This is a genomic window from Kytococcus sedentarius DSM 20547, assembly GCF_000023925.1.
Taxonomy (GTDB): domain Bacteria; phylum Actinomycetota; class Actinomycetes; order Actinomycetales; family Dermatophilaceae; genus Kytococcus; species Kytococcus sedentarius.
The window spans coordinates 16,596-38,458 of record NC_013169.1; the positions used below are offsets into that span (position 1 = coordinate 16,596).

Below are 21,863 nucleotides of genomic sequence, written 5' to 3' on the forward strand. Positions count from 1 at the left end.
CGGGCTCACGGGGGGCGGACTCAGGACCGCGAGGGTGAGGTCGGCTCGGGCGAGGTGGGCTCCGGGGAGGTGGGGCCCGGCGAGCTGGGGTCGCCCGTGGGGGTGGGTTCGGTGGACGGGCTGGGGTCGGCCGACCGCTCCGTCGGGTCCGGTTCGGACGTGGTCGGTTCCGAGGTGCTGGGGTCCGGTTCGGAGGTGGTGGGGTCGGGCTCCGTGGTGGTGGGGTCGGGTTCGGAGGTGGTGGGGTCGGGCTCCGTGGTGGTGGGGTCGGGTTCCGACGTGGTCGGGTCCGGCTCGGAGGTCGTGGGGTCGGGTTCCGACGTGGTGGGGTCCGGCTCGGAGGTCGTCGGGTCCGGTTCCGACGTGGTCGGGTCGGGCTCCGAGGTGGTCGGGTCGGGCTCCGTGGTCGTGGGGTCGGGTTCCGACGTGGTCGGGTCCGGCTCGGAGGTGGTGGGGTCGGGTTCGGAGGTGGTGGGGTCGGGCTCGGTCGTGGTGGGGTCGGGCTCGGTCGTGGTCGGGTCGGGCTCGGTCGTGGTCGTGGGGTCCGGGCCCGGCTCGGTGGTGGGCTGCCCCCCATCGGTCGGGGGGAGCTCCGGCGTGCTCGGCGGGGGCACGGGGACGCCGCCCGGGCCGCTGGTCGTCGGGTCCGGCGTCTGGGAGGTGGAGGGTCCGGCGTCCGACGACTCGTTCCCGCCGGAGGACTCCTCGCGGGAGGACTCCCCACCGGAGGAGTCGCTGGGGCTCTGGTCGCTGCTCGAGGACTCACTGGAGGAGGGGTCGCCCGACGAGCCCGAGGGGGCAGGGCTGTTCTCGGTCGAGGCGACCACCAGCGTCACGGCCGATCCGCGCTCCACGGCGGTGTCCGGGCCGGGGGTCTGCTCCAGGACGGTGCCCAGCGGGGCCTCGTCCACCCGTCCCTCGATGCGGACCTCCAGATCGGCATCCTTCAGGATCTCCTCGGCCTCCTGCTGGCTCTTGCCGCGGACGTCCGGGACGGAGACCGACCCGCGCTCGTTGCTCCAGTTGTCGATGCCGGCGGCCACCCCCGCGGCGACGCCGACGAGGGCCAGGCCCGCGACGGGCCACGCCCACCACGGCACACCCTCCCGACGGGCCCGGCGGCTGAACCGTCCGGTGACCGGCCCCGTGGCGTCGCTGGTCGTGGGGTTGCCCCCGGTCTCACCCAGCCGGGTGGTGCCGGAGACGGTCGTGCCCGAGCCGGTGTTCACCGCACGGGTCGGCGGGGAGTCGGGGTCGTCGCCCTCCGGCCCATCCGGTCCCTCCGAGGCCCCGGTGGCGGCCGCCCCGGCAGCCGCCGTCGCCCCGGCGCCGGCCGCGGCCACCCGGGAGGTCCTCGCATCATGGGGGTCCTGGGCGTCGTCGGACGCGAGGGGCTGCGGCCCGGTGGCGTCGCGGTCGTCGCCGGCGCCCCGGCCGCCCTCGTGCATCCGTGACGTGTCGGCCATGCGGATCGCGTCGCTGTCGGCCGGCTGCGACCCGGTGGTGGATCCCGAGACGTCCGTCGTGGACCCGATGGGGGGAGCCGTCGGGGCGGGTTCGTCGCCGGCGAAACCCGGGATGTCGTTGCCGGGCTGCCACGGTGCGTAGGGGTCGTCGTCGGGCGCTGCGGCACCCTCGCTGCGTGACGCGGAGGGGGCTTCGTGCGCCCGGGTGGTCTCGGCCGCATCGGCCGGGGTGTCCTGCCGGTGGTCGATCCGTCGGACCTGCCCCGCGTCGCCGTCCGGTGCGTCAGCACCGGGTGCCTGACCGTCCGGCGCCGCGTCGGGGACGGCAGGGGCCTGCGACTGCTGTTCGGACCCACGGTATGGGTGGCCCGGGGGGTCCTCCAGGGGGCGGAAGGCCGGGGCCTGCTCCTCGCGCGGCGCCGAATCCGCATCGTCCACCTCCAGCGGACGGAAGCCGCCGAAGGCCTTCTCCTCCGCAGCAGGGGCCGCAGCGCCGGCGCCCCAGGCCGCGGAGGCCCCCGCGGGGGCGGTGGACCCGGTGACCGTGGTCGTGGGACGCGGCCCCTTCAGGTCGTTCAGCAGACCGCGCAGCGAGATCTCCAGCTCCCGGGCGGACCCGGGGCGGTCAGCAGGGTGCTTGGCCAGCGCCCGGTCGATCAGCTCCTCCAGGGCGGGCGGCACCGACGGCGCCGAGGCCGAGACCCGGGGCGGGGCCACGTGCAGGTGCTGGTTGACCAGGGCGGCGCTGTCCCCCTGGAACGGCGGGCGTCCGGCGAGCATCTCGAACAGCACGCACCCCAAGGCGTAGACGTCCGAGGGCGGCTCGGCGCGCTCGCCGGTGGCCAGCTCGGGGGCCATGTACTTGGCCGTCCCCAGCACGTGGTCCGGCTGGCTGACCGTGATGCTGATGTCGTTCAGGGCCTGGGCGATGCCGAAGTCCATGATCCGCACCGAGCCGTCGGCGGAGATCATGATGTTGCCCGGCTTGATGTCGTTGTGCACGACGCCCTGCTCGTGGCTGTACGCCAGGGCGTTCAGGACGTCGGCAGCGATCGTCACCGCCCGCGTGGGGGGCAGCTTCCCCTCGGTGTCCAGGACGGTGCGCAGGGTGCTGCCGGTGACCTTCTCCATCACGATGAAGGGGCGCGGCAGGCCGCCGCGGGCGTCGGGCTGCTCCTCCCCGACATCGAAGACCGACACGATGCCGGGGTGGTTCAGCCGGGCGGCGGCCAGGGCCTCGGACTCGAAGCGGCGCACGAAGGCAGGGTCACGGGCCAGGTCCTCCCGCAGCACCTTGATGGCCACGCGCCGTCCCAGCCGCGTGTCGGTGGCAGCCACGACGTCGGCCATGCCCCCGTGGCCCAGGGGCTCCTCGACCTCGTACCGGTCCGACAGATTCCGCGCGTCCATGCCTTCTCTCCTAGACCAGGTCCTGTGCCGGCAGCGGGTTGGGGCCCGAGGATGCCGTGGTGGTGGGGTCCGTCACCGGGGTGGTGTCACCCGGGTCGGGGGTGGCGGTGCTCGAGGGCCAGGTGATGGTGGGGCCGGTCGGGTCCGGCGGATCGGTGGGGTCCGGCGGGTCGACGATGGTGGGTGTGGGGTCCGGCTCGGAGGTGGTGGGTTCGGGCTCCGGGTCGCTGTTGCTCGGATCGGGCCCCGGCTCCGTGGTGGGCTCCTCCGGGTCCGAGGTGGTGGGAGCGGGGTCCGAGGTCGTCGGGTCGGGCTCGGACGTGCTGGGGTCCGGCTCCGGGTCGGAGGTGGTGGGTTCCGGGTCCGTGGTCGTCGGAGCGGGGTCCGAGGTCGTCGGGTCGGGCTCGGACGTGCTGGGGTCCGGCTCCGGGTCGGAGGTGCTGGGGTCCGGGTCCGGGTCGGAGGTGGTGGGTTCCGGGTCCGTGGTCGTCGGGTCCGCCTCAGAGGTGCTGGGGTCGTCCTGCGAGGTCGTCGGCGGCGGGACGACCGGGTCCGTCGTGGCGTCGTCCGAGCTCTCCGGGTCCGTCGCGGTCTCCGAGTTCTCCGAGTCGCTCTCGGACTCGGAGGCCGACCCCGAGGCGTCCGAGTCGCTCTGGGACTCCTCGGACGTCCCCCCGTCGGTCGTGGTGGTGACCGTCTGGACGGGGCCCTCCGGCTCGTCCTCCCGGCTGTTCAGCAGCATCATCACCACGGCCGTCAGCAGTCCTACGATCACGGCGGCAGCCAGGAACCAGGCCCACGGGAAGCCGCGCCGACGGGCCGGGACCCGGCGGGCACCGCTGGCGGTGGGACGGTCCAGGTTGGTCATCACCGGGTGACCCTGGGTGGTGGCCACGCTGCGGCGACGGACCGGGGTGGTCATGGCACGGGTGGCCTGGTCGGCGGGGTCCGGGCCGACCACGTGCGGCGGCGCCGCGGCCACCGCATCGGGGTTGGTGAGCATGGCGACGACCTCGCGCGCCGTCTGCGGACGGTCGGCGGGGTCCTTGGCCATCAGGCGCATCACGACGGCCGAGAGCGAGGCAGGGGTGCTGCTCGGGAGGGGCGGCACGGCCTCGTTCACGTGGGCCATGGCCGTGGCCACGACCGACTCCCGCTCGTAGGGGCGCTCGCCGGTGAGCATCTCGTGCGCGACCACGCCGAGGCTGTACAGGTCCGAGGCCGGGGTGGCTCCCCGCCCCATCAGCTGCTCGGGGGCGAGGTACTGGGCGGTGCCCATCACCTCACCGGTGCGGGTGAGGCCCGCGGAGTCCACGGCGCGCGCGATGCCGAAGTCCGTCAGCTTCGCCACCCCGGCAGGGGTCACGATGATGTTGGCGGGCTTGACGTCGCGGTGCACCACTCCGGCGGAGTGGGCGGCGCCCAGGGCCCGGGCCGCCTGCGTCATCAGGTCCGCCACCTCGTCCGGGGGCAGCGCCCCGCGGTCGCGGATCATCTGCGCGACCGTGAGACCGGGCACGTACTCCATCACCAGCCAGGCGCCGTCGTCGTTCTCTCCGAAGTCGTGGACCGCCGCGATGTTGTGGTGGTGCAGCTGGGCGGAGTGGCGGGCCTCGGAGCGGAACCGCTCGTCGAAGCCCTCGGTGTCCTTGAGCCCCTTGGTCAGCAGCTTCACCGCGACCGGACGCTGCAGCACCTCGTCATCGGCCTGCCAGACCTCGCCCATGCCACCGGTGGCGATGTGCTCGGTGAGGCGGTAGCGCCCAGCGATCACGTCGCCGGCGGTGTGCCGTCCCCTCATCGGGTGATCACCTCTTCCATCATCGAGCGGGCAATGGGCGCGGCCACCGAGCCTCCGGTGCCGGTCTCACCACTGGCCGAGCGTCCCACGTCCTCGACCACCACGGCGACGGCCACCTGGGGGTCGTCCGCGGGGGCGAAGCCGGTGAACCAGGCGTGCACGCGACCGTCGGGGTCGTCGAACTCCGCGGTCCCGGTCTTGCCGGCGACGCGGACCCCCGGGATGGCTGCGGCGCGACCGGTGCCGGACTCGACCACGGACACCATCATCTCCCTCAACTGCTCTGCCGTCTCGGGCGACACGGCCCGCCCCATGTCCCCGGCCTCCGCGCGGGAGATGACGTCGAGTTCCTGGTCGAGGACCTGTTCCACGAGATGAGGCTCCTTGGCTTGGCCACCGTTGGCGATGGCGGCGCTGATGAGGGCCACCTGGAGGGGGGTGACGCGTACGTCGTGCTGGCCGAGCGCCGCCAGGGCGGTCTGGGCCTCGGTGGGGTCGTCCGGGAAGGTGCTGGTGGTCACGCGCATGGGCACCCGGATCTGCTCGCCGAACCCGAAGTCCTCGGCGGCGGTGCGGAGGCGTTCGTCGCCCAGCTCGGCGCCGAGGTCGGCGAAGGCCGTGTTGCAGGAGACGCGCAGGGCGTCGGACAGGCTCTGCTCGTCGGACTCGTCCTGCGTGCACGCCTTGCCACCGAAGTTCCGCAGGGTGGTGTTGGTGCCCGGGAGGGTGTAGGTGCGCGGCGCGGGCACCGTGCTGTCCGGCTCGAGCAGGTCGTCCTCCAGGGCCGCGGCCGCGGTGATCAGCTTGAACACCGATCCCGGCGGGTAGGTGTTGCCGCCGATGGTGCGGTTCACCAGCGGGCGCTCCGGGTCGGCGTTGAGCTCCGTCCACGCCGCCTCCACACGGGAGACGTCCTCCTGCGACAGGGCAGACGGGTCGAAGGTGGGGTGGGAGACCATCGCCAGGATGGCGCCCGACCGCGGGTCGATGGCGATGGCGGCGCCCCTGCGGTCACCGAGGGCCTCGGACGCGGCGCGCTGGGCGCTCGGGTCGATCGTGGTCTCGATGGTGGCCCCGGCCGGGTCCTGCCCGGTGAGCAGGTCGGGCAGGCGGCGGTAGAACAGGGAGTCGTCGGTGCCCGAGAGCAGCGAACTCTGCGCGCCCTCCAGGCCGCCGCCGCTGCCGTAGATCAGGGAGAACCAGCCCGTGACGTGGGCGTAGTCCTCGCCCTGCGGGTAGGTGCGACGCCACGGGACCCGACCCTCCGAGGGGACGCTGGTGGCCACGGCCTCGCCGTCCACCAGGATCTGGCCGCGCTCGCGACCGAACTCGTTCAGCAGCGTGCGCCGGTTGCCGGGCCGCTCCCGCAGGTCCTGGGCGTCGACCACCTGGATCCAGCTGCCGGCCACCAGTAGGGCAGCGAACAGCAGGGCGATCAGCCAGGCCAGGCGTCGGATCGGGGGGTTCATGCCGGCACCCCCTGGGTGCTGCGCTCGAGGGCCGCTGCGCGGGCCGCCGGTCCGTCGGCGGGCTCGGGGGTGGGGTCGCCCAGCGGGATGGGGGAGCGCGCGTCGTGGGACAGGCGCAGCAGAAGGGCCACGATCGTCCAGTTGGCCAGCAGCGAGGACCCGCCGGCGGAGAGGAAGGGGGTGGTCAGGCCGGTCAGCGGGATCACCCGGGTCACGCCGCCGACCACCACGAACACCTGGAGCGCGATGGCGAAGGCGAGGCCGGCAGCCAGCAGGGTGCCGAACCCGTCGCGGGCGCCGAGCGCGATGCGCAGCCCCCGCTGCACGAGGATCCCGTAGAGCACGAGCATGGCCATGAAGCCCACCAGGCCGAGCTCCTCGGCGAAGGCCGGCACGATGAAGTCGCTCTCGGCGAAGTAGGTGAGGTCCGGGCGGCCCTGGCCCAGCCCGGTGCCGAGGATGCCGCCGTTGGCCATGCCCATCAGCCCCAGCGGCACCTGGTCGCTGACGGCCAGGGCCTCACGGCTGAAGGGGTCGAGCCACATCGTCACGCGCTGTTGCACGTGGGCGAACAGGCGCCAGGCGACGAACGCCCCTCCGGCGAACATGCCCAGGCCCAGCACGATCCACGAGAGGCGCTCGGTGGCGACGTACAACATCGCGACGAACAGGCCGAAGAACAGCAGGGAGGAGCCCAGGTCCTTCTCGAAGACGAGGATCAGGATGCTCAGGACCCACACCAGCATGATCGGCCCGAGGTCGCGGAAGCGGGGGAACTGCAGGCCCAAGAAGCGGGGGCCGGTGAGCGACAGGGCGTCCCGGGCACCCACGAGGTACCCGGCGAAGAAGATGGTCAGCAGGATCTTGGCGACCTCGCCCGGCTGGAAGCTCATGGGGCCCACGCGGATCCAGATGCGCGACCCGTAGTTCGAGACCCCCAGGCCGGGCACCAGCGGGCTCAGCAGGAGCAGGAAGCCCAGCGCGGCGCAGGTCCAGGTGACGCGGCGCAGCCAGCGGTGGTCCGTGAGCAGCACCAGCACGCCCATGGCCACGACGACGGCCAGCGCGGTCCACATGAGCTGGCGGCTGGCGACGCCGCTGGCCAGGCCGCGGTCCTCGGCGATGTCCAGCCGGTGCAGCATCACCAGTCCCAGGCCGTTGAGCAGCGTGACCACCGGCAGGATCACCGGGTCGGCGTAGCGGGCGCGCCACCACAGCACGACGTGGAAGACCAGGGCGATGACGGCCATGCCGCCCGCGAGGGTGAGCACGTTCGCTGGGACGGTCCGGGAGGTCCCCAGGCCGACGAGCAGGTAGGCCAGCGCGGTGATGCCGATGGCGAAGGCCAGCAGCAACAGCTCCATCCACCGCCCGTTGCGGGGGGCCAACCAGCTCTCCTGCGCCGGCACGGGCACGGTGCTCGCGGCTGACCGGTCACGCCTGGGGGTCACGAGGACGACCCTCCCGAGGTGGGCGAGGGCGACGGGGACGGGCTGGCGCTCCCGGAGGTCGACGAGCTGCTCGGGCTCGACGAGCTACTGGTGCCGCTCGACCCGCTCGACCCGCTCGACCCGCTGGGCTCGGGGCCGGAATCCTCCTGGCGGCGCCGCTCCGCCCGCTCCCGCAGGTCGGTGACGGTCTGCCGGGCGTCGTCCATGTCGTCGGCGGGGATCGCGTCGCGCACGCTGTCGGCGTAGAAGCCGGGCAGGTCGTCGACCGCGAGGTCGGTCTGCTCCTCCAGGGCGGAGAGCTCCTGGCCCAGCAGGTTCACGTCGAAGCCACGGCGGATCTGCACCTGGCCGTCGCGCTCGCCCACGAAGTAGTTGCTGTCGCCCCACCACCACAGACCGCCCACGAGCAGCGCGAGGGTCGCCAGGACACCCACCACCCAGGCGATGACGCGACCCACCGGGTGGGAACCCTTCTCCGGCCGGGCAGGGCGCTCCGGACGGTCGCCGTGACCGTAGCCCCGGATCTCGATGACCTCACCCTCAGTGGCCTGCTCACCATCGCCCCCGAGGTGGAAACGGGTGCTGCCCGCGAGGTTCTCCCGGCTGATGTGCCGCGGCTCGAAGGCCCGCTGGCCGATCATGAGGTGCTGGCCGTTCAAGGTCACTGAGCCGTCGGCGGCCACGGGGACGGTCTGGGTCGGCGCGTCCTGGGTCTGCGGCTCCTGGAAGGCGGGGCGCTCGGTCGCGTGCCCGTCCCCGTGGTCGCCCTCGTGGCCGGAGCGCAGGTCGGCGGCGGCACCCACCGTCTGCGGCGCCCTCTGCGGCGCCACGCCGGGCTTCACCACATCGGCCACCACGACAGTGACGTTGTCGCGGGTGCCGGCCCGTCGGGCGACGTCGATGAGGGCCTGGGCCGTCTCGTCCGGGGTGGGGGTCTCGCGCAGGATCTGCGCGATCGTCTCGTCGCGGACGTAGTCGCTCAGGCCGTCGGAGCACAGCAGGTAGCGGTCGCCCTGCACCAACGGCATGACCCCGTGGTCGGGCTCGTCCTCGGGGCGTCCGGACAGCACGCGCGTGATGAGGGAGCGCTGCGGGTGCCCCCAGGCCTCCTCCTCGGTGAGGTGCCCCTCGTCGATGAGCAGTTGCAGGAACGAGTGGTCGTGCGTGATCTGCGAGAGCACGCCGCCCTGCATGCGGTAGGCACGGGAGTCCCCGATGTGGGCGATCGCCAGCGAGCTCGCGCAGCGCACCATCGCGATGCAGGTGGTGCCCATCCCCTCGGTCTCGGGGTGCTCGGCCTGGAAGGCGCGCAGCTTGGCGTTCGCGGCCGCGACCTCGTGCAGCAGGCGCTCCCCGGCCTCGTCGGCGCGGTGGACGTCGTGGTCCAGGTCCGACAGGTGGTGCACCGCGATGGCCGATGCGGTGTCGCCCCCCGCGTGTCCCCCCATCCCGTCGCAGAGCAGCAGCAGGTTGGGGCCCGCGTAGGCCGAGTCCTCGTTGCGGGTCTTGGAGCCCAGGCCCACGTCGGAGCGGGCTGCGAAGTGCAGGTCGAACATACTCATCGCCTCGCTTCGATCAGGGTCTGGCCCACGCGGATGCGGGTGCCCGCGACGAGCGGGACGACCCCCCGCAGGCGTTCGTCGTCCACCCAGGTGCCGTTGGTGGACCCGAGGTCCTCGATCACCCACCCGTGGGCGTCGGGGCTCACGCGGGCGTGCGCTCCGGACATGCTGTCGTCGTCGACGGACAGGCTGGCCTCCGGGTTCCGGCCGATCACGACCGGCGAGGTGGTCAGGGACAGGGAGGCACCCCGCATCGGCCCGTGGACGACGACGAGGCGCCGGGGCTCGGCGGGTGCGTTCTGCCGCCCGGGGCGGGACGGGCTCGACTCGTCGGGCATGGGCGTGCGGTGGGTGGCGCGGTGGCTGCGACGGGTGACGACGCGGGCGCCGTAGAGGTCACTGTGGAGCACCTTCACCACGGCCAGGATGAACAGCCACAGCAGGGCCAGCAGGGCCAGGCGCAGTACGGCGACCGTCAGCTCACTCACGGGGCGCTTCCGAGCCGCACCGTCAGGGTGGTGCGGCCCATGGTGAAGGACTCACCGTCGGCGAGGCGGGCGTTGCGGATCTGCTCACCGCCCACGAACGTGCCGTTGGTGGACCCCAGGTCGCGGATGGAGACCTGGGTGCGGCCGCCGGCGGTCTCGGTGCGCAGCTCCACGTGACGACGGGAGATGCCGGGGTCGCTGACGGTGATGTCGCAGCTGACGTCGCGGCCCACGAGGGTGGTCTCGGCCGTCAGCGGGTGGCGGGTGCCGTCCACCTCCACCCACGGGCGCTCCACGGACCGGGTGGACCGGGCCGGGGCGGCCTCGGCGGCGGTGGCCTGCTCGGTGGCGGCACGCTCCCGCTGGGCGCGCTCGGCCTGGCGGATCCCCTCGCGCTGCTGCTCGATCGCGGCCTCGCGGTTGTACTCCTGGGTGCCGGCCTGGTGGGCCAGGGCCTGCTCCTCGGCCTGCTCGCGGCGTGCCCGGTCTGCCTGCTCGGCGGCCTCGACAGCGCGGCGCTCGCGCTCGGCCTCCTCGACAGCGCGACGCTCGCGCTCGGCCTCCTCGGCCGCGCGGCGCTCCTCCTTGGCCCGACGGCGCTCCTCGCGGGGGCTGAGCTCGTCCTGCTGGGGCTCCGCGGCGTCGTGGTCCTGCGCACCGGCGGAACGCGACGCGTCGGCGGCGGCGATGGCCTCCTCGTCGACCTCCCCGAGGTACTGGGCGTCGGACGGGATGCGGTGGCCGCTGGTGTGGCGGTCGATCGCGTCGTCGAAGCGCTCGTGCGTGGCGCCCCAGGCGTCGATGTCGCCGCGCTCGTCCAGGGTGGCGGGGTTGCGCACGGTGGCGTGATGGAGCTTGTAGATGCCCGGCTGCAGGTCCGGGTCGGCCACGAGCTCGATCTGCAGGGGGCCACCGGGGGTGTACCGCTGCTGGGTGACGTACTCCTGGGCGTCCGCGATGAGCTCGTCGGTGATGGCCTCGTCGAACGCGATGAGGCGGTCGAAGTCGTCGTCGGACAGCTCGATGGTGAACACGTTCGGCACGATGGTGCGGTGGCGGTTCACCACCGCGGCCCGCGAGTCCATGGCCTTGCGGATGGCCGCACCGATCTCGACGGGCTGCAGTTGTTCGCGCTTGAACAGCCGGGCGAAGGGCGCCGTGAAGACGCGCTCCGTCCCTGACTCGAAGCGATCCAGCAAGCCCATGTGTGCCTCCCTGCGGCAGATCTGCTGCGGCGTGCGCGCCACGCGGTGGTTCCACGGCGGATCGGCGGGCAGGCCGATCCTGAGGCGATCGTACTGTCCGGGCGCCATCGTTGCCGGGGACCGAGGGCGGACACGCGGCATCGGAGGTCCTCCCGGCGGTGCAGGCCGGTGCCGTGAGCGGGTGGTTCGCACACCGGCCGAACCTCTGGTACTGTTTGCCGTCGTTCGATCGGTTGATCGCAGCACCTCCTCGAGGGGCTCGACCAGTTGACCGGGCACTGCGCGCGAGTGGCGGAATAGGCAGACGCGCACGGTTCAGGTCCGTGTGCCCGAGAGGGCGTGGGGGTTCAACTCCCCCCTCGCGCACCGCAGGACGTCAGACGTCCACGGTGTCACCAGAACCCCCGATCCGGGTCTCCCGGGTCGGGGGCTCTGTCGTGTGAGCGGCCGGGCTCCAGCAGGCCGTCCACCAGCCGGTAGAGCGCGGCCACCACCACCCCCAGGCCAACGATCGCGGCGACGTTGACCAACACCCGACCCAGCCCCAGCTGCACCACGTCGACGAACCCGTAGGGGTACTGGTCGACCACGGCCCCCCGCGCCAGGGTGAGGACCACCCAGGTCAGGGGCAGCAGCAGCGCCGCCGGCACCGCCCACCAGGTGAGCCACCCGCGGGGCCCCAGGGCCAGCCACAGCAGCACGGTCGCCACCGGCGTCACCACGTGCACCCACGGGTTGGTGACGTGCTCCCACCCGGTCACCTGCGCGGTGGGGGCCAGCACGACGGCGTACACCAGCGCGGTGATGCTGATCATCAACAGCGCGTCCAGCACCAGCACCCGCTCCCACGCCGCGGGCCGACCACCCCGGGCCACCCGCCAGGCAGTCACCGCCACGACGAGGTTGGACCAGTGGGTGAAGTACGCCAGGGCGTCGACCGCCCGGGGCAGGACCCCGGCCCACCCGGCAGGGTGCCCACCGAGCGCCGAGGGCTGGTCCCGGGTCTCGGGGTACAGCCCGAGGGTGGCGAGCCCCATCGAGGCCAGTGCCCCGGTCAGGGCCACCCCGGCGAGCACCGCCCAGCAGCGCCGTTGCAGGTCGGTGGGTGCCGTCGGGGTCATGCGACCCATGATCCACCCACCGCGGGCGGGCCGTCAGCCGAAGATCGCCCGCAGCACCACCAGGGTGAGGGCACCGATGCCGGCGGCCGCCGGCAGGGTGATCACCCACGCCAGGGCGATCGGCCGCATCAGCTTCCAGTTGGCGGCCTTGTTCACCAGGCCCACGCCCAGCACCGCGCCGATGAGGATGTGCGTGGAGGACACCGGCAGCCCCAGGAGCGTCGCGATCATGACCACCCCGGCCGCGGACAGCTCGGCGGCGAACCCGTTGGCCGGGTGCATGGCCGTCAGGCCGCTGCCGACGGTGGTGATGACGCGCCGGCCGATGAACCACAGGCCCGCCACCAGCGCCACGCCCGCGGCCAGCATCAGCGGGCCGGGCACCGCCGCCTCGTCACCGATCTCCTCGGTCCTCAGCACGTCGAACACCGCGGCGAACGGGCCGACCGCGTTGGCGATGTCGTTGGAGCCGTGGCTGAAGGCGAACGCGCACGCGGTGAACACCTGCATCCAGCTGAACAGCACGAAGGTCGAGCGGCTCAGGGTCTGGCGCTTGAGGCTCTTGGCGAAGATGAACACGGCCACCCACACCGCGGCGCCGACCATGCCCATGATGAGGAAGTTGCCCACCCCGTCGATGTTCAGGTGCAGGTTCTTGAGCCCCTTGAACAGCAGCATCGCGGTGATGACCACCGAGCCGAAGGCGGCCAGGAGCGGCACCCAGGTCTCCAGCGCCTTGTGGGCGGCGACGTCGTCGGTCTGGTCCTGGATGGCGTACAGCTCGCGGTAGTAGTCGGACTCCAGCTCGTCACGGTCGAAGTCCTCGTCGGCGATCACCACGGCATCGCGCGCCATGGCGTTGGTGTACGAGAGCTGCTGCAGCTCGTCGAGGCGCTCGAAGGCCGCCTTGTGACGGGTCCGCAGGTCGATGCGCTCCCGCTTGATCTGGCGCAGGCGGGCGTCGGCCTCCTCGTTGTAGACCAGGATGCCGTGCTTGATCCAGCCGAACAGGAGGAAGGCCACCAGGCCACCGAGGACCGGCGAGAGCACCCAGGAGATCGCGATCTGCCCGATCTCACCCCACTGGACCATCTCCCACCCGCCGGTGCCGGTGACCAGACCTAGGGTGACCGCCGCCCCGACGATGCCGCCGATGATCGAGTGCGTGGTGGACACCGGCCACCCCATCTGGGTGGCGATGAGCAGCCACAGGGCCGCACCGAGCAGGGCCGACATCATGATGAACGCGAAGTCCATCGGCGCCAGCGTCAGCCCGTCGAGGTCCACGATGCCGCTGCGCACCGTGTCGGTGACCTCACCTCCGGCGAGGACCGCCCCGCCGACCTCGAACACGGCGGCCACCATGAGGGCCTGCTTCATGCTCAGCGTGCCGGCGCCGACCGAGGTGCCGAACGAGTTCGCGACGTCGTTGCCGCCGATGTTGAAGGCCATGAACAGGCCGAACACGATGGTGACCACGAGCACCACGTGATGGGTGGTGCTCTCGATCTGGCCCATCGCCCACAGGGTGAAGGTGACGGCGGTGGCGGCCAGCAGGAGGCCGAAGGCCAGGTGCCACCAGCGGTCGGACCCGGTGGCGGTGGTCGGCTGCTCGGCGGTGGATCCGGACGGTGCGGGGGTGGTGTCGCTCACGGGGCACTCCTGGGTCGGTTCCGGGGCGCGGGCCATGGGGGTGGACTGCGGATGACGCGGCCAGCGTGCCGCCCCCGCTCGACCTCCCGGTGGCCGGGACCGGTCCGTCCTGTGGAGCGGGGGTGAAGAGCGCGTGAACGGCGGCTCCCCTCGACTCCCTCGGCTCAGTCGGCGCGAGCGGCCTCCCGGGCGCGCAGGTCGTCGGCGGGGCGGCGGATGACCGGCATCACCGTCAGGCCCACCGCCAGGGGGGTGACCGCATCGTGCCCGCCCCCAGCGTAGGGGGCGTGCTCGTCGCCGTCGTGGGCTCACCGCCTCGGTGCCGATGCGGTGAGCGGGAACCTCACAGCAGGTGGTGACCCGGGGCGGCCTCGCCGCGGTCGATCGCGTCCTTGACGATCTGCGAGGCGGCCTTCACCCGGGGGCTGTTGGGGATGATTCCCAGGCGCCCGGCCTGGAAGTCCTCGAAGGCGGTGACCAGCTGGGCGCGGGTGTTCATCACGAACGGCCCGTAGGCCATCACCGGCTCGTTGATCGCCTGCCCGCCGAGGATGTAGAGGTCTATCCCCTGGGCGTGGCGGGCGTCCTGCTGCTGGTCGGCGCGGACCTCGATGTGGTCCCCGTCGCGCAGCACGGCGAGCTGCCCGGTGCGCAGCGGACGGCCCTCGGCGCCGATCGTCCCCTCGCCGGAGAGCACGTAGACCAGGGCGTTGTACCCCGGGTTCCAGGGCAGGCGCAGCTGCGCACCCGGGGACACGGTGGCGTGGACGATGCTGATGGGCGTGTGGGTGATGCCTGGGCCCTGGTGCCCGTCCACCTCACCGGCGATGACGCGGACCAGTGCGCCGCCGTCCTCGCTGGAGAGCAGCTGGACGTCGCCGGACTGGATGTCCTGGTAGCGCGGGTCGGTCATCTTTAGGTGCCCCGGCAAGTTCACCCAGAGCTGCAGGCCGTGGAAGAGCCCGCCGTCCATCACGAGCTTCTCCGGCGGGGCCTCGATGTGGAGCAGCCCCGAGCCGGCGGTCATCCACTGGGTGTCGCCGTCGGTGATGGCGCCACCGCCGCCGTGGGTGTCCTCGTGCAGGAAGGAGCCATCGATGATGTAGGTGACGGTCTCGAAGCCACGGTGCGGGTGCCAGTCGGTGCCGCGGGGCTCCAGCGGTGCGTACTCCACCTCACCCATCTGGTCCATGTGGATGAAGGGGTCGAGGTCGCGCAGGTCCACCCCGGCGAAGGCGCGACGGACGGGGAAGCCCTCGCCCTCGTGGCCTTGGGGGGCGGTGCTCACGGACTTCACGGCGCGGGGCCGGCTCTCGGGGTGCGGCTGCACCCGGGCCAGCTCCAGGATGTTCTCAGCGGTCACGGCGGGCATGCCGACCTCCTCCAGTATATGATGTGTCACCAATTGTAGCGCAGGTGGTGGGTTCGGGGCAGTGGTGTCGGGGAACTGGCTCCAGGTGCCCGTCCGCAGGGACCGATGGGGTGAGGAGGTGGTCCGGGCGGTCGGTGCCGTCGCGGGATCCCCCTCCAAGACCCCGGGGCGACACCGACGCGTCCCGGTGGGCGCGAGGCCCACGAGCAGGCTGTGCCCCGAGGGGACGTCCGTGCATCTGCAGATGAGTATTGCCCCCGGTCACCGTCGGCGGCGTCATCCCCCGGGCCGATCTGTGGAGGACGGGAGGCCAACCGGCGGAGGAAAAGACGGCCTGTGGACAGAGCCCGTCGTGGGGGGAGGGAACTGCAGGATGAGAGGCACGAGCGTCGTCGTTAGGATCCCGGCATGCCTCGTACCACCCCTGCCCGCAGGAGCCCGCGCCGCCCCGCCCTGCCCACCTGGCACGACCTGGACCAGCTCATGGGCAATGCCCAGGTGGTGCGCCACGTGATGAACCTGTGGCCCCCCTTCCTGGCGGCGTCGATCCGCATCGAGGAGGTCTCGCCCGACTTCCGCGACGTCCGGGTGCGCCTCAGGCGGCGCCCGTGGTCGACGAACTACGTGGGCACCCTCTACGGGGCGTCCATGTACTCCATGACCGACCCCTTCTGGATGATGATGCTGCAGCGCACCCTGGGGCCCGAGTTCGCCGTGTGGGACACCCGCGGGGAGATCGACCACCTGCGCCCCGGCCGCGAGGACGTGACCGCCCGCTTCCACCTGGACGAGGCCACCCTCAATGAGGTGCGCGCCGCCACCGCGGGGAACGCCAAGCACCTGCGCTGGTTCGAGGTGGACCTGGTGCAGGACGACGGGACCGTGGTCGCGCGGGTGCGCAAGCAGGTCTACGTGCGCCGCAAGCCGGCCCGCTCATGACCGAACAGGCCCGCTCCGCGAGGGAACGGGCCTGACGGCTGCCGGCCGGGCCGGCGGGAGGGGTGCTCAGCCCTGCGGGGCGGCCGAGGTGGCCTTCTGCACCTGGGCGTCCATGACGGCGCCGACCTCGGAGGCGTTCAGCTCGCCCTGCTGCGAGACGGCCAGGACCACGGCGGCGTGCTCCGGACCCACGGCGTCCACGCCCATCGAGAAGCCACCAGCGGTCTGGCCGTCGTTCTGCAGGCCCATGACGTAGCCGTTGTTGCTCGGCAGCGAGGTGACGGAGGCCGATCCGCCGGGGCCCTCGATGGTGTTGCAGGCGGAGGAGATGGCGGCGACGTCCTTGGCGACCTGCTCGGCGCCGTCGATCTTCACGACACCGACCTGCACCTGGGCGCCGGAGGCGAGCTGGGTGATGGTGAACTGGCTGCCGGAGGGCAGACGCTCACCGCTGTTGAGGGTGTCCACGGCCGTCTTGCACGCGCCGGTGGCCTCCAGGCCCGTGAGCGTCATGTGCAGCGGCTGGCCCTGGGCCTCGGGGATGAACTGGGTCTGGCCCTGGCCGGTGCCACCGGGCACGGCGGCGGCGGTCAGCACCATCGGCTCGAGCTCGGCCGCGAGGGCCTGGTCGAGGCCGGTGCCCTCGCTGGGGTCGGTGGCCGGTGTGGAGGGGGCCGACGGGTCGACGACGGGGGCGCTCGGGTCGGCGGGCGGGGCCGACGGGTCGAGGGCCGGGGCGCTGGCGTCAGTGGAGGGGCTCTCCACGGGCGCGGACTCGCTGGGCTCCTCCGAGGTGGGCTCCTCGGACGGGCTCTCCTCGCCCTCGCTGGACTCGGTCTCCTCGCTGGACTCCTCGTCCTCGCTGGACTCGGACTCCTCGGAGGACTCGCTCGAGGACTGGGAGGTGCTCTCCTCACCCTCGGAGTCGTCACCGCCACAGGCGGTGAGGCCCAAGGTCGCGGCGGCGGCGACGGCGAGCAGGGTACGGGCGGCAGGACGGCGGGTCATGACATCTCCTCAGTCGGTCGCGGTCGGTCACCGGCGGGTCCGGTGGGCCGCGGCCTCGTGGTCAGCGTGCGTGGCTCTCGGGCAACGAATCTACCGTCTGTCGGCCCCCCTGGCGGCGATCTCGTCCATCTGCGAGCGGATGCGGGTGTACGCATCGCGGCTGATGGCCTGCCACAGTCGCAGTGCCAGGGACGGATCCTCGGTCTCCAGCCGGGTGAGCACCTGGGGGGTCAGCACCCAGGTGTGCAGCTCCTCCCGGGCCGTCACCGTCGTGGCGTGGCGCCCGTCCGCCAGCAGCCCGAACTCGCCGAAGCTGTGCCCCGGTCCGAGCACCGACAGGCGCCGGAACTCCACGTCGTCGTCGGCCCGCGGGTCGGTGGGGTCCTCCTCGTCGCGCGACTCGGCCCCGGGCTCGCGGGCCGTCGTCTCCACCGTGCCGCTGGTGATGAGGTGGATCCCCGCGAAGCGCGCACCCTCGGTGATCACGACCTCCCCGGCGGCGTACTGCCGGGCCTCCATCCGCGCCAAGAGGGCCTCGGTGTCGGCGTCGTCCAGCGTGGCCATCACCCCGGCGTCCTGCACCTCCACCTCGGAGCGGTCGAGCTCGTCCCCGCCGTGGCGCTCCAGCAGCAGCTCCTCGACCAGCTCGATGGCGTCCTTGCGGCGGGAGACGACGCGCACCCGGTCGGCGTCGGCCACCCGGCCGGAGTCGTCCACCAGCACCATCACCGTGCCCTGGTGGTCGAATCCCGTCGCGAGCTCGGTGAGGCCGGCCCGGGCGAAGTCGGTCACCTCCGTGACGCGCCGGACGTCCACCACCACCCCGTCCACCTCGTCCAGCCCGACGAGCTCCCGCATCACGGACTCCGCGGCGCCGAAGGTCAGGTCCCCCTGCACCTCGATGACGCGCCCGCGGTGACCGTGGTCGGCCAACACGGCCTCGGCGGCCGGCCGGCGACGCACCCCGCTGGGGGCGGCGGTCACCGGGTAGGTCACGCGGACCGCGGAGTGGGTGACGCGTGCACCGTGCATGAGGTGCAGGTCCAACTCCTGCGAGAGGGCCTCGCACGCCAGCACGCCCCGCTCGGAGTTGCCGTGGCGGTCCAGCGGCGGCGAGTAGACGGCCACCCCGGCCTGCCCGGGCACCACCGCCACGATCCCGCCGCCGACGCCGGACTTGGCCGGCAGGCCCACGCGCACCATCCACTCCCCGGCGTCGTCGTACATGCCGCAGGTGCTCATGACCCCCAGCACGCGCTCGACGACGTCCTCGCTGAGCAGGCGCTCGCCGCTGACCGGGTGGATGCCGCCGGTGGCCAGGAGCGCCGCCATCATCGACAGGTCCTCGGTGGTCACCTCGATGGCGCAGGTGGCGAAGTAGTCGTCGGCGATCTCCTCGGGCCCCTCGCTGATGAGGTCGAAGCTCCGCATCAGGTGGGCCAGGGCCAGGTTGCGGTCGCCGTCCTCCCGCTCGAAGTCCAGCACCCGCTCGTTGACGGTGAGGTCACGCCCCGCCATCGCGGAGAAGGCCCGCACCAGCCGCTCGCGGCGCGACCCCTCGGGGCTCTGGTGCGCCCCGTCATCGGGTTGGGTGCCCCGGGTGCCGGCGTAGGGGTTGCTCGAGCTGCCGGACACCAGCGAGGTCGACGCGATGGCGCCAGCGTTGATCAGCGCGTTCGAGGGCCGGCCGGTGTCCTCCTGCAGCGAGATCTCGTTGAACGCCTCCCCGGAGGGCTCCACGTCGATCACGGCGTCCACGGCATCGAACCCCGCATCGGTCAGGGCCACGGCGTAGGTGAACGCCTTGGAGATGGACTGGATGGCGAAGAGGCGGTCGGCCTCGCCGTGGGAGTAGGTGTGGCCGTCGACGGTGGTGATGGCCAGGCCGAAGTCCCGGGTGTCGACCCCGCCGGTGGACTCGACGTACCCGGCCACCTCGCCCTCGTCGTGGGTGCGGAATCGGTCGTGTACCCGCGCGAGCAGGTCGGACAGTGGGTTCGCGGGGTTCGCATGGTTCACCGGGGGCATGGGGTGAGTGTGTCAGGCAGGCGTGCGTCACCATGGTGCGCATGGATGCCGTGCAGCACGCCGATGCCGTGACCCGCCGGGTGGAGTCGCTCGCCGCCGGGCACGTGGTGGCCCTCTCCCGGGTGCTCCCGGGACGCCCGCGGACGGTGTGGCCCGTCCTGACCGAGGTCCTGACCGAGCGCGTCCGCCAGCTGGTGGCCGAGCAGGTGGAGGAACCCGCGAGCTGGCGGGGGCGCTGGGAGGAGGGCCGTCGCACCGGGTGGGTGGCGATCGACCTCGGTCTCGATGGGGGGCAGACGGTCCTGACCGTGCAGCACGCGGTGCCGGACGACGAGGCCTGGCAGGAGCTCGGCCCCGCCGGGGTGGGTCTGCGCTGGGACGCGGTGCTGCGGGAGCTCGGGGAGCGCCTGGAGGCAGACGGTGGGACCGCCGCGGCCGGACAGGACGAGGACTTCCTGGCCGCCGTCACCGAACTGTGGGTGGTGGCGCACGTGCAGGCCGGGGCGCCCGCCGCGCGAGCCGGAGCCGCTGCAGACCGGGCCGCGCGCGGTGCTGGTCCGGCCTGAGGCTCAGGCGCCGCGTTCGTTTATCTGCTCCCCGGCGCGGTCGCCGAGGGTGGAGAGCGCGTCCACCACCCGGCGGGCGCGACCCGTCAGGCCCTGGCGGGCCACCCGGCCCTCCACGGTGGTGCCGGGGCCCAGCGGGTCCACGGCCGGGGCGGTTGGGAGCACCCGGTTGGCCAGCCCCATCAGCCGCGTGGTGAACGAGGGCGCCAGGCCGTGCACCCGGGAGCCGACCTGGGTCACCGGGGACAGCATCACGTGGGTGTGCCCCTCGAGCACGCCGTGGACCATCCGCTCGGCGGCACGCTCGGCATCCATGGCCAGCAGGGGCAGGGAGGCCGAGGGGCCGAACCACGCGAACTCGCGGGCCACGTCGCCGGTGAACTGCGCGGCGTCGTGCGAACCGGTGCGCATCAGGCCCGGGACGATGGTGGTGGCCGTGATGCCGGTGCCGGCCAGCTCGGCGGTGAGCCCCTCGCTGAAGCCGACCGCACCGAACTTGGCCGTGGAGTAGGGCAGCAGGTGCGGCGGGGCCACCTTGCCGCCGACGCTGGTCACGGTGCCGATGCGGCCGCGGCCGCGCTCGCGCATGTGGGGCAGTACCTGCAGGGTCAGGTTCACCGGGCCCATCAGCATGGTGGAGACGGCCTGGTCGAAGTGCTCCAGGGTCATCGCCTGCACGGGGCCCACCTGGATGATGCCGGCGACGGTCAGCAGGACCTCGATGGGGGCGAGCTCGGTCTCCACGCGCTGCACCAGCGCCTGCACGGCCCGGCGGTCGGAGATGTCACAGGGGGCGACGTCCACCCGCGCGCCCGGGTATTCGGCCAGCAACTGGGTGCGCGCGGCAGCCAAGGAGGCCTCGTCGCGGGAGCTGAGGACTACGCGGTGGCCGTGTTGCAGCAGCTCGGCGGCGCAGAGCAGGCCGAGTCCGCGGGAGGCGCCCATGACCAGGGCGAGCGGTTGACGGGGGGGAGCGGCCGGGGTGATGTCCATTCCCCCACGCTAGAGCGAAACGCTTTCACCGCGCGCCGCACCCCACATCGGGCCTAGCGTGGAGGTCAGTCACCACGCCACCCGACGGCCCCGTGGCGGGCCGAGGCAGGAGCAGCACCATGCGCGCACTCACCTGGCAGGGCAACTCCGACGTCCGCGTCGAGGACGTCCCGGACCCCACCATCCAGCAGCCCACCGACGCGATCGTCCGCGTTACCTCGACCGCGATCTGCGGCTCTGACCTGCACCTCTACTCCGTCCTGGGGGCGTTCCTCCACCCTGGCGACGTCCTGGGCCACGAGTTCATGGGCATCGTGGAGGAGGTCGGGCCCGAGGCCGCCGGCCACCTCTCCGTCGGCGACCGCGTCGTGGTGCCCTTCAACATCTCCTGCGGCCACTGCTGGATGTGCTCCCGCGGTCTGTTCGCCCAGTGCGAGACCACGCAGAACACGAAGCAGGGCAAGGGTGCCTCGCTGTTCGGGTACACCGACCTCTACGGCGCCGTGCCCGGCGGGCAGGCCGAGTACGTCCGTGTGCCGCAGGCCCAGTTCGGCCCCGTCAAGGTGCCCCACGAGGGCGCTGACGAGCGCTACCTCTACCTCTCGGACATCCTGCCCACCGCCTGGCAGGGCGTGAAGTACGCGAACGTCCCCGATGGTGGGACGCTGGCCGTGATGGGCTTGGGACCGGTGGGTCAGCTCGCGGTTCGCTCCGCGCTGAAGCTCGGGGAGGCCTCCCGCGTGATCGGGGTGGACCTGGTGCCCGAGCGCCTGGAGACCGCGAAGGCCTGGGGCGCCGAGGTGCTGGACCTGCGCGACGTGGACGGCGGCGGGCGCGACCCGCAGAAGGTGGGCGAGGCGATCCGGGAGATGACCGGTGGCCGTGGCGCCGACTCCGTCCTCGAGGCCGTGGGCATGGAGGCGCACGGGAACCCGGTGGCCCACAAGGCGATCTCGGCCGTCGCCCACCTCCCGGGCCCGCTCGGTCGGCCCGCCATCGAGAAGGCCGGCATCGACCGCCTCGCGGCCCTGCACTCCTCCATCGAGGCCGTCCGCCGTGGCGGCACCGTCTCGGTTTCTGGCGTGTACGGCGGCATGGTGGACCCGATGCCGATGATGACGATGTTCGACAAGGGCATCGCCATGCGCATGGGTCAGTGCCACGTGAAGCAGTGGACCCAGGAGCTGTTCGACGTGGCGAACCGCAGCGAGGACCTGCTGGGTCTGGAGCAGCTCGCCACCCACCGGGTCTCCCTGGAGGAGGCACCGGCGATGTACGAGGTCTTCCAGAAGAAGCAGGACAACTGCCTCAAGGTGGTGCTGAAGCCCTGA

At 72.7% G+C, this 21,863-nt stretch carries 16 protein-coding genes and 1 tRNA gene; 4 read left to right on the forward strand and 13 right to left on the reverse strand.

What is annotated here, in order from left to right:
- Positions 1 to 20 precede the first annotated feature (20 nt).
- Genes KSED_RS13220 through KSED_RS13230 form a run of 7 tightly spaced genes read right to left on the reverse strand, consistent with a single transcriptional unit; the run spans position 21 to position 10,852 of the window.
- The gene (locus tag KSED_RS13220; protein ID WP_012801535.1) at positions 21 to 2,876 is read right to left on the reverse strand and encodes a Stk1 family PASTA domain-containing Ser/Thr kinase; all 2,856 of its coding nucleotides are present in this window, start codon (positions 2,874 to 2,876) and stop codon (positions 21 to 23) included.
- A gap of 10 nt (positions 2,877 to 2,886) precedes the next feature.
- The gene (locus tag KSED_RS13225) at positions 2,887 to 4,677 is read right to left on the reverse strand and encodes a serine/threonine-protein kinase (RefSeq protein WP_012801536.1); all 1,791 of its coding nucleotides are present in this window, start codon (positions 4,675 to 4,677) and stop codon (positions 2,887 to 2,889) included.
- On the reverse strand, positions 4,674 to 6,146 hold the full coding sequence (locus KSED_RS00095) for a peptidoglycan D,D-transpeptidase FtsI family protein (RefSeq protein WP_012801537.1): 1,473 nt from the start codon (positions 6,144 to 6,146) through the stop codon (positions 4,674 to 4,676). Before KSED_RS00095 ends, KSED_RS13225 begins: the two co-directional genes overlap by 4 nt.
- Complete coding sequence (locus KSED_RS00100; RefSeq protein ID WP_012801538.1) at positions 6,143 to 7,534, reverse strand: FtsW/RodA/SpoVE family cell cycle protein; 1,392 nt, start codon at positions 7,532 to 7,534, stop codon at positions 6,143 to 6,145. Before KSED_RS00100 ends, KSED_RS00095 begins: the two co-directional genes overlap by 4 nt.
- Positions 7,535 to 7,593: 59 nt before the next feature.
- On the reverse strand, positions 7,594 to 9,153 hold the full coding sequence (locus tag KSED_RS00110) for a PP2C family protein-serine/threonine phosphatase (RefSeq protein WP_012801539.1): 1,560 nt from the start codon (positions 9,151 to 9,153) through the stop codon (positions 7,594 to 7,596).
- A 2-nt stretch (positions 9,154 to 9,155) separates the two neighbouring features.
- Positions 9,156 to 9,647 (reverse strand): FHA domain-containing protein FhaB/FipA, encoded by a 492-nt coding sequence (locus KSED_RS00115; RefSeq protein ID WP_012801540.1) that lies wholly within the window; start codon positions 9,645 to 9,647, stop codon positions 9,156 to 9,158.
- Entirely contained in the window at positions 9,644 to 10,852 is a 1,209-nt protein-coding gene (locus KSED_RS13230; RefSeq protein WP_012801541.1) for an FHA domain-containing protein, read from the reverse strand. The genes KSED_RS00115 and KSED_RS13230 overlap by 4 nt, the downstream gene beginning before the upstream one ends.
- A gap of 282 nt (positions 10,853 to 11,134) precedes the next feature.
- On the opposite strand from KSED_RS13230, the gene KSED_RS00130 reads away from it, so the two are divergent.
- Positions 11,135 to 11,218: transfer RNA gene (locus KSED_RS00130), tRNA-Leu, on the forward strand.
- Positions 11,219 to 11,244: 26 nt separating this feature from the next.
- On the opposite strand, the gene KSED_RS00135 is transcribed toward KSED_RS00130, so the two are convergent.
- From KSED_RS00135 to KSED_RS00145, 3 genes are all read right to left on the reverse strand, one after another.
- Complete coding sequence (locus KSED_RS00135) at positions 11,245 to 11,973, reverse strand: Pr6Pr family membrane protein (protein ID WP_012801542.1); 729 nt, start codon at positions 11,971 to 11,973, stop codon at positions 11,245 to 11,247.
- Between the two features lie 33 nt (positions 11,974 to 12,006).
- Complete coding sequence (locus KSED_RS00140) at positions 12,007 to 13,626, reverse strand: inorganic phosphate transporter (RefSeq protein ID WP_012801543.1); 1,620 nt, start codon at positions 13,624 to 13,626, stop codon at positions 12,007 to 12,009.
- A gap of 343 nt (positions 13,627 to 13,969) precedes the next feature.
- Positions 13,970 to 14,998 carry a pirin family protein gene (locus KSED_RS00145; RefSeq protein WP_012801544.1) on the reverse strand — a complete coding sequence of 343 codons (1,029 nt, stop codon included), beginning with the start codon at positions 14,996 to 14,998 and terminating at the stop codon, positions 13,970 to 13,972.
- Between the two features lie 408 nt (positions 14,999 to 15,406).
- On the opposite strand from KSED_RS00145, the gene KSED_RS00150 reads away from it, so the two are divergent.
- A complete protein-coding gene (locus KSED_RS00150; RefSeq protein ID WP_012801545.1) occupies positions 15,407 to 15,937 on the forward strand; it encodes a DUF4442 domain-containing protein in 531 nt (176 codons plus the stop codon).
- 66 nt (positions 15,938 to 16,003) lie between these two features.
- Here the strand turns inward: KSED_RS00150 and KSED_RS00155 are convergent, their stop codons facing one another.
- Both KSED_RS00155 and KSED_RS00160 read right to left on the reverse strand, forming a co-directional pair.
- A complete protein-coding gene (locus tag KSED_RS00155) occupies positions 16,004 to 16,945 on the reverse strand; it encodes a hypothetical protein (RefSeq protein WP_012801546.1) in 942 nt (313 codons plus the stop codon).
- Between the two features lie 90 nt (positions 16,946 to 17,035).
- Positions 17,036 to 18,973, reverse strand: a complete 1,938-nt coding sequence (locus KSED_RS00160; RefSeq protein ID WP_012801547.1) for a glutaminase — start codon at positions 18,971 to 18,973, stop codon at positions 17,036 to 17,038.
- Between the two features lie 41 nt (positions 18,974 to 19,014).
- Between KSED_RS00160 and KSED_RS13235 the strand changes: the two genes are divergently transcribed.
- Positions 19,015 to 19,539: an SRPBCC family protein gene (locus KSED_RS13235; protein WP_143827308.1), complete on the forward strand. Its 525-nt coding sequence runs from the start codon at positions 19,015 to 19,017 to the stop codon at positions 19,537 to 19,539.
- Positions 19,540 to 19,542: 3 nt separating this feature from the next.
- Here KSED_RS13235 and KSED_RS00170 read toward each other — a convergent pair whose 3' ends face one another.
- Positions 19,543 to 20,532 carry an SDR family NAD(P)-dependent oxidoreductase gene (locus KSED_RS00170; RefSeq protein ID WP_012801549.1) on the reverse strand — a complete coding sequence of 330 codons (990 nt, stop codon included), beginning with the start codon at positions 20,530 to 20,532 and terminating at the stop codon, positions 19,543 to 19,545.
- A gap of 119 nt (positions 20,533 to 20,651) precedes the next feature.
- On the opposite strand from KSED_RS00170, the gene KSED_RS00175 reads away from it, so the two are divergent.
- On the forward strand, positions 20,652 to 21,863 hold the full coding sequence (locus KSED_RS00175) for a zinc-dependent alcohol dehydrogenase (protein WP_012801550.1): 1,212 nt from the start codon (positions 20,652 to 20,654) through the stop codon (positions 21,861 to 21,863).

Bases quoted from the DNA above. Each gene is read 5' to 3' on its own strand.
- KSED_RS13230 (WP_012801541.1), bottom strand. From the start codon at position 10,852: ATGGGCTTGCTGGATCGCTTCGAGTCAGGGACGGAGCGCGTCTTCACG.
- KSED_RS00170 (WP_012801549.1), bottom strand. From the start codon at position 20,532: ATGGACATCACCCCGGCCGCTCCCCCCCGTCAACCGCTCGCCCTGGTC.
- KSED_RS13225 (WP_012801536.1), bottom strand. From the start codon at position 4,677: ATGAGGGGACGGCACACCGCCGGCGACGTGATCGCTGGGCGCTACCGC.
- KSED_RS00145 (WP_012801544.1), bottom strand. From the start codon at position 14,998: ATGCCCGCCGTGACCGCTGAGAACATCCTGGAGCTGGCCCGGGTGCAG.
- KSED_RS00155 (WP_012801546.1), bottom strand. From the start codon at position 16,945: ATGACCCGCCGTCCTGCCGCCCGTACCCTGCTCGCCGTCGCCGCCGCC.
- KSED_RS00095 (WP_012801537.1), bottom strand. From the start codon at position 6,146: ATGAACCCCCCGATCCGACGCCTGGCCTGGCTGATCGCCCTGCTGTTC.
- KSED_RS13220 (WP_012801535.1), bottom strand. From the start codon at position 2,876: ATGGACGCGCGGAATCTGTCGGACCGGTACGAGGTCGAGGAGCCCCTG.
- KSED_RS00160 (WP_012801547.1), bottom strand. From the start codon at position 18,973: ATGCCCCCGGTGAACCATGCGAACCCCGCGAACCCACTGTCCGACCTG.
- KSED_RS13235 (WP_143827308.1), top strand. From the start codon at position 19,015: ATGGATGCCGTGCAGCACGCCGATGCCGTGACCCGCCGGGTGGAGTCG.
- KSED_RS00175 (WP_012801550.1), top strand. From the start codon at position 20,652: ATGCGCGCACTCACCTGGCAGGGCAACTCCGACGTCCGCGTCGAGGAC.
- KSED_RS00110 (WP_012801539.1), bottom strand. From the start codon at position 9,153: ATGTTCGACCTGCACTTCGCAGCCCGCTCCGACGTGGGCCTGGGCTCC.
- KSED_RS00135 (WP_012801542.1), bottom strand. From the start codon at position 11,973: ATGACCCCGACGGCACCCACCGACCTGCAACGGCGCTGCTGGGCGGTG.
- KSED_RS00150 (WP_012801545.1), top strand. From the start codon at position 15,407: ATGCCTCGTACCACCCCTGCCCGCAGGAGCCCGCGCCGCCCCGCCCTG.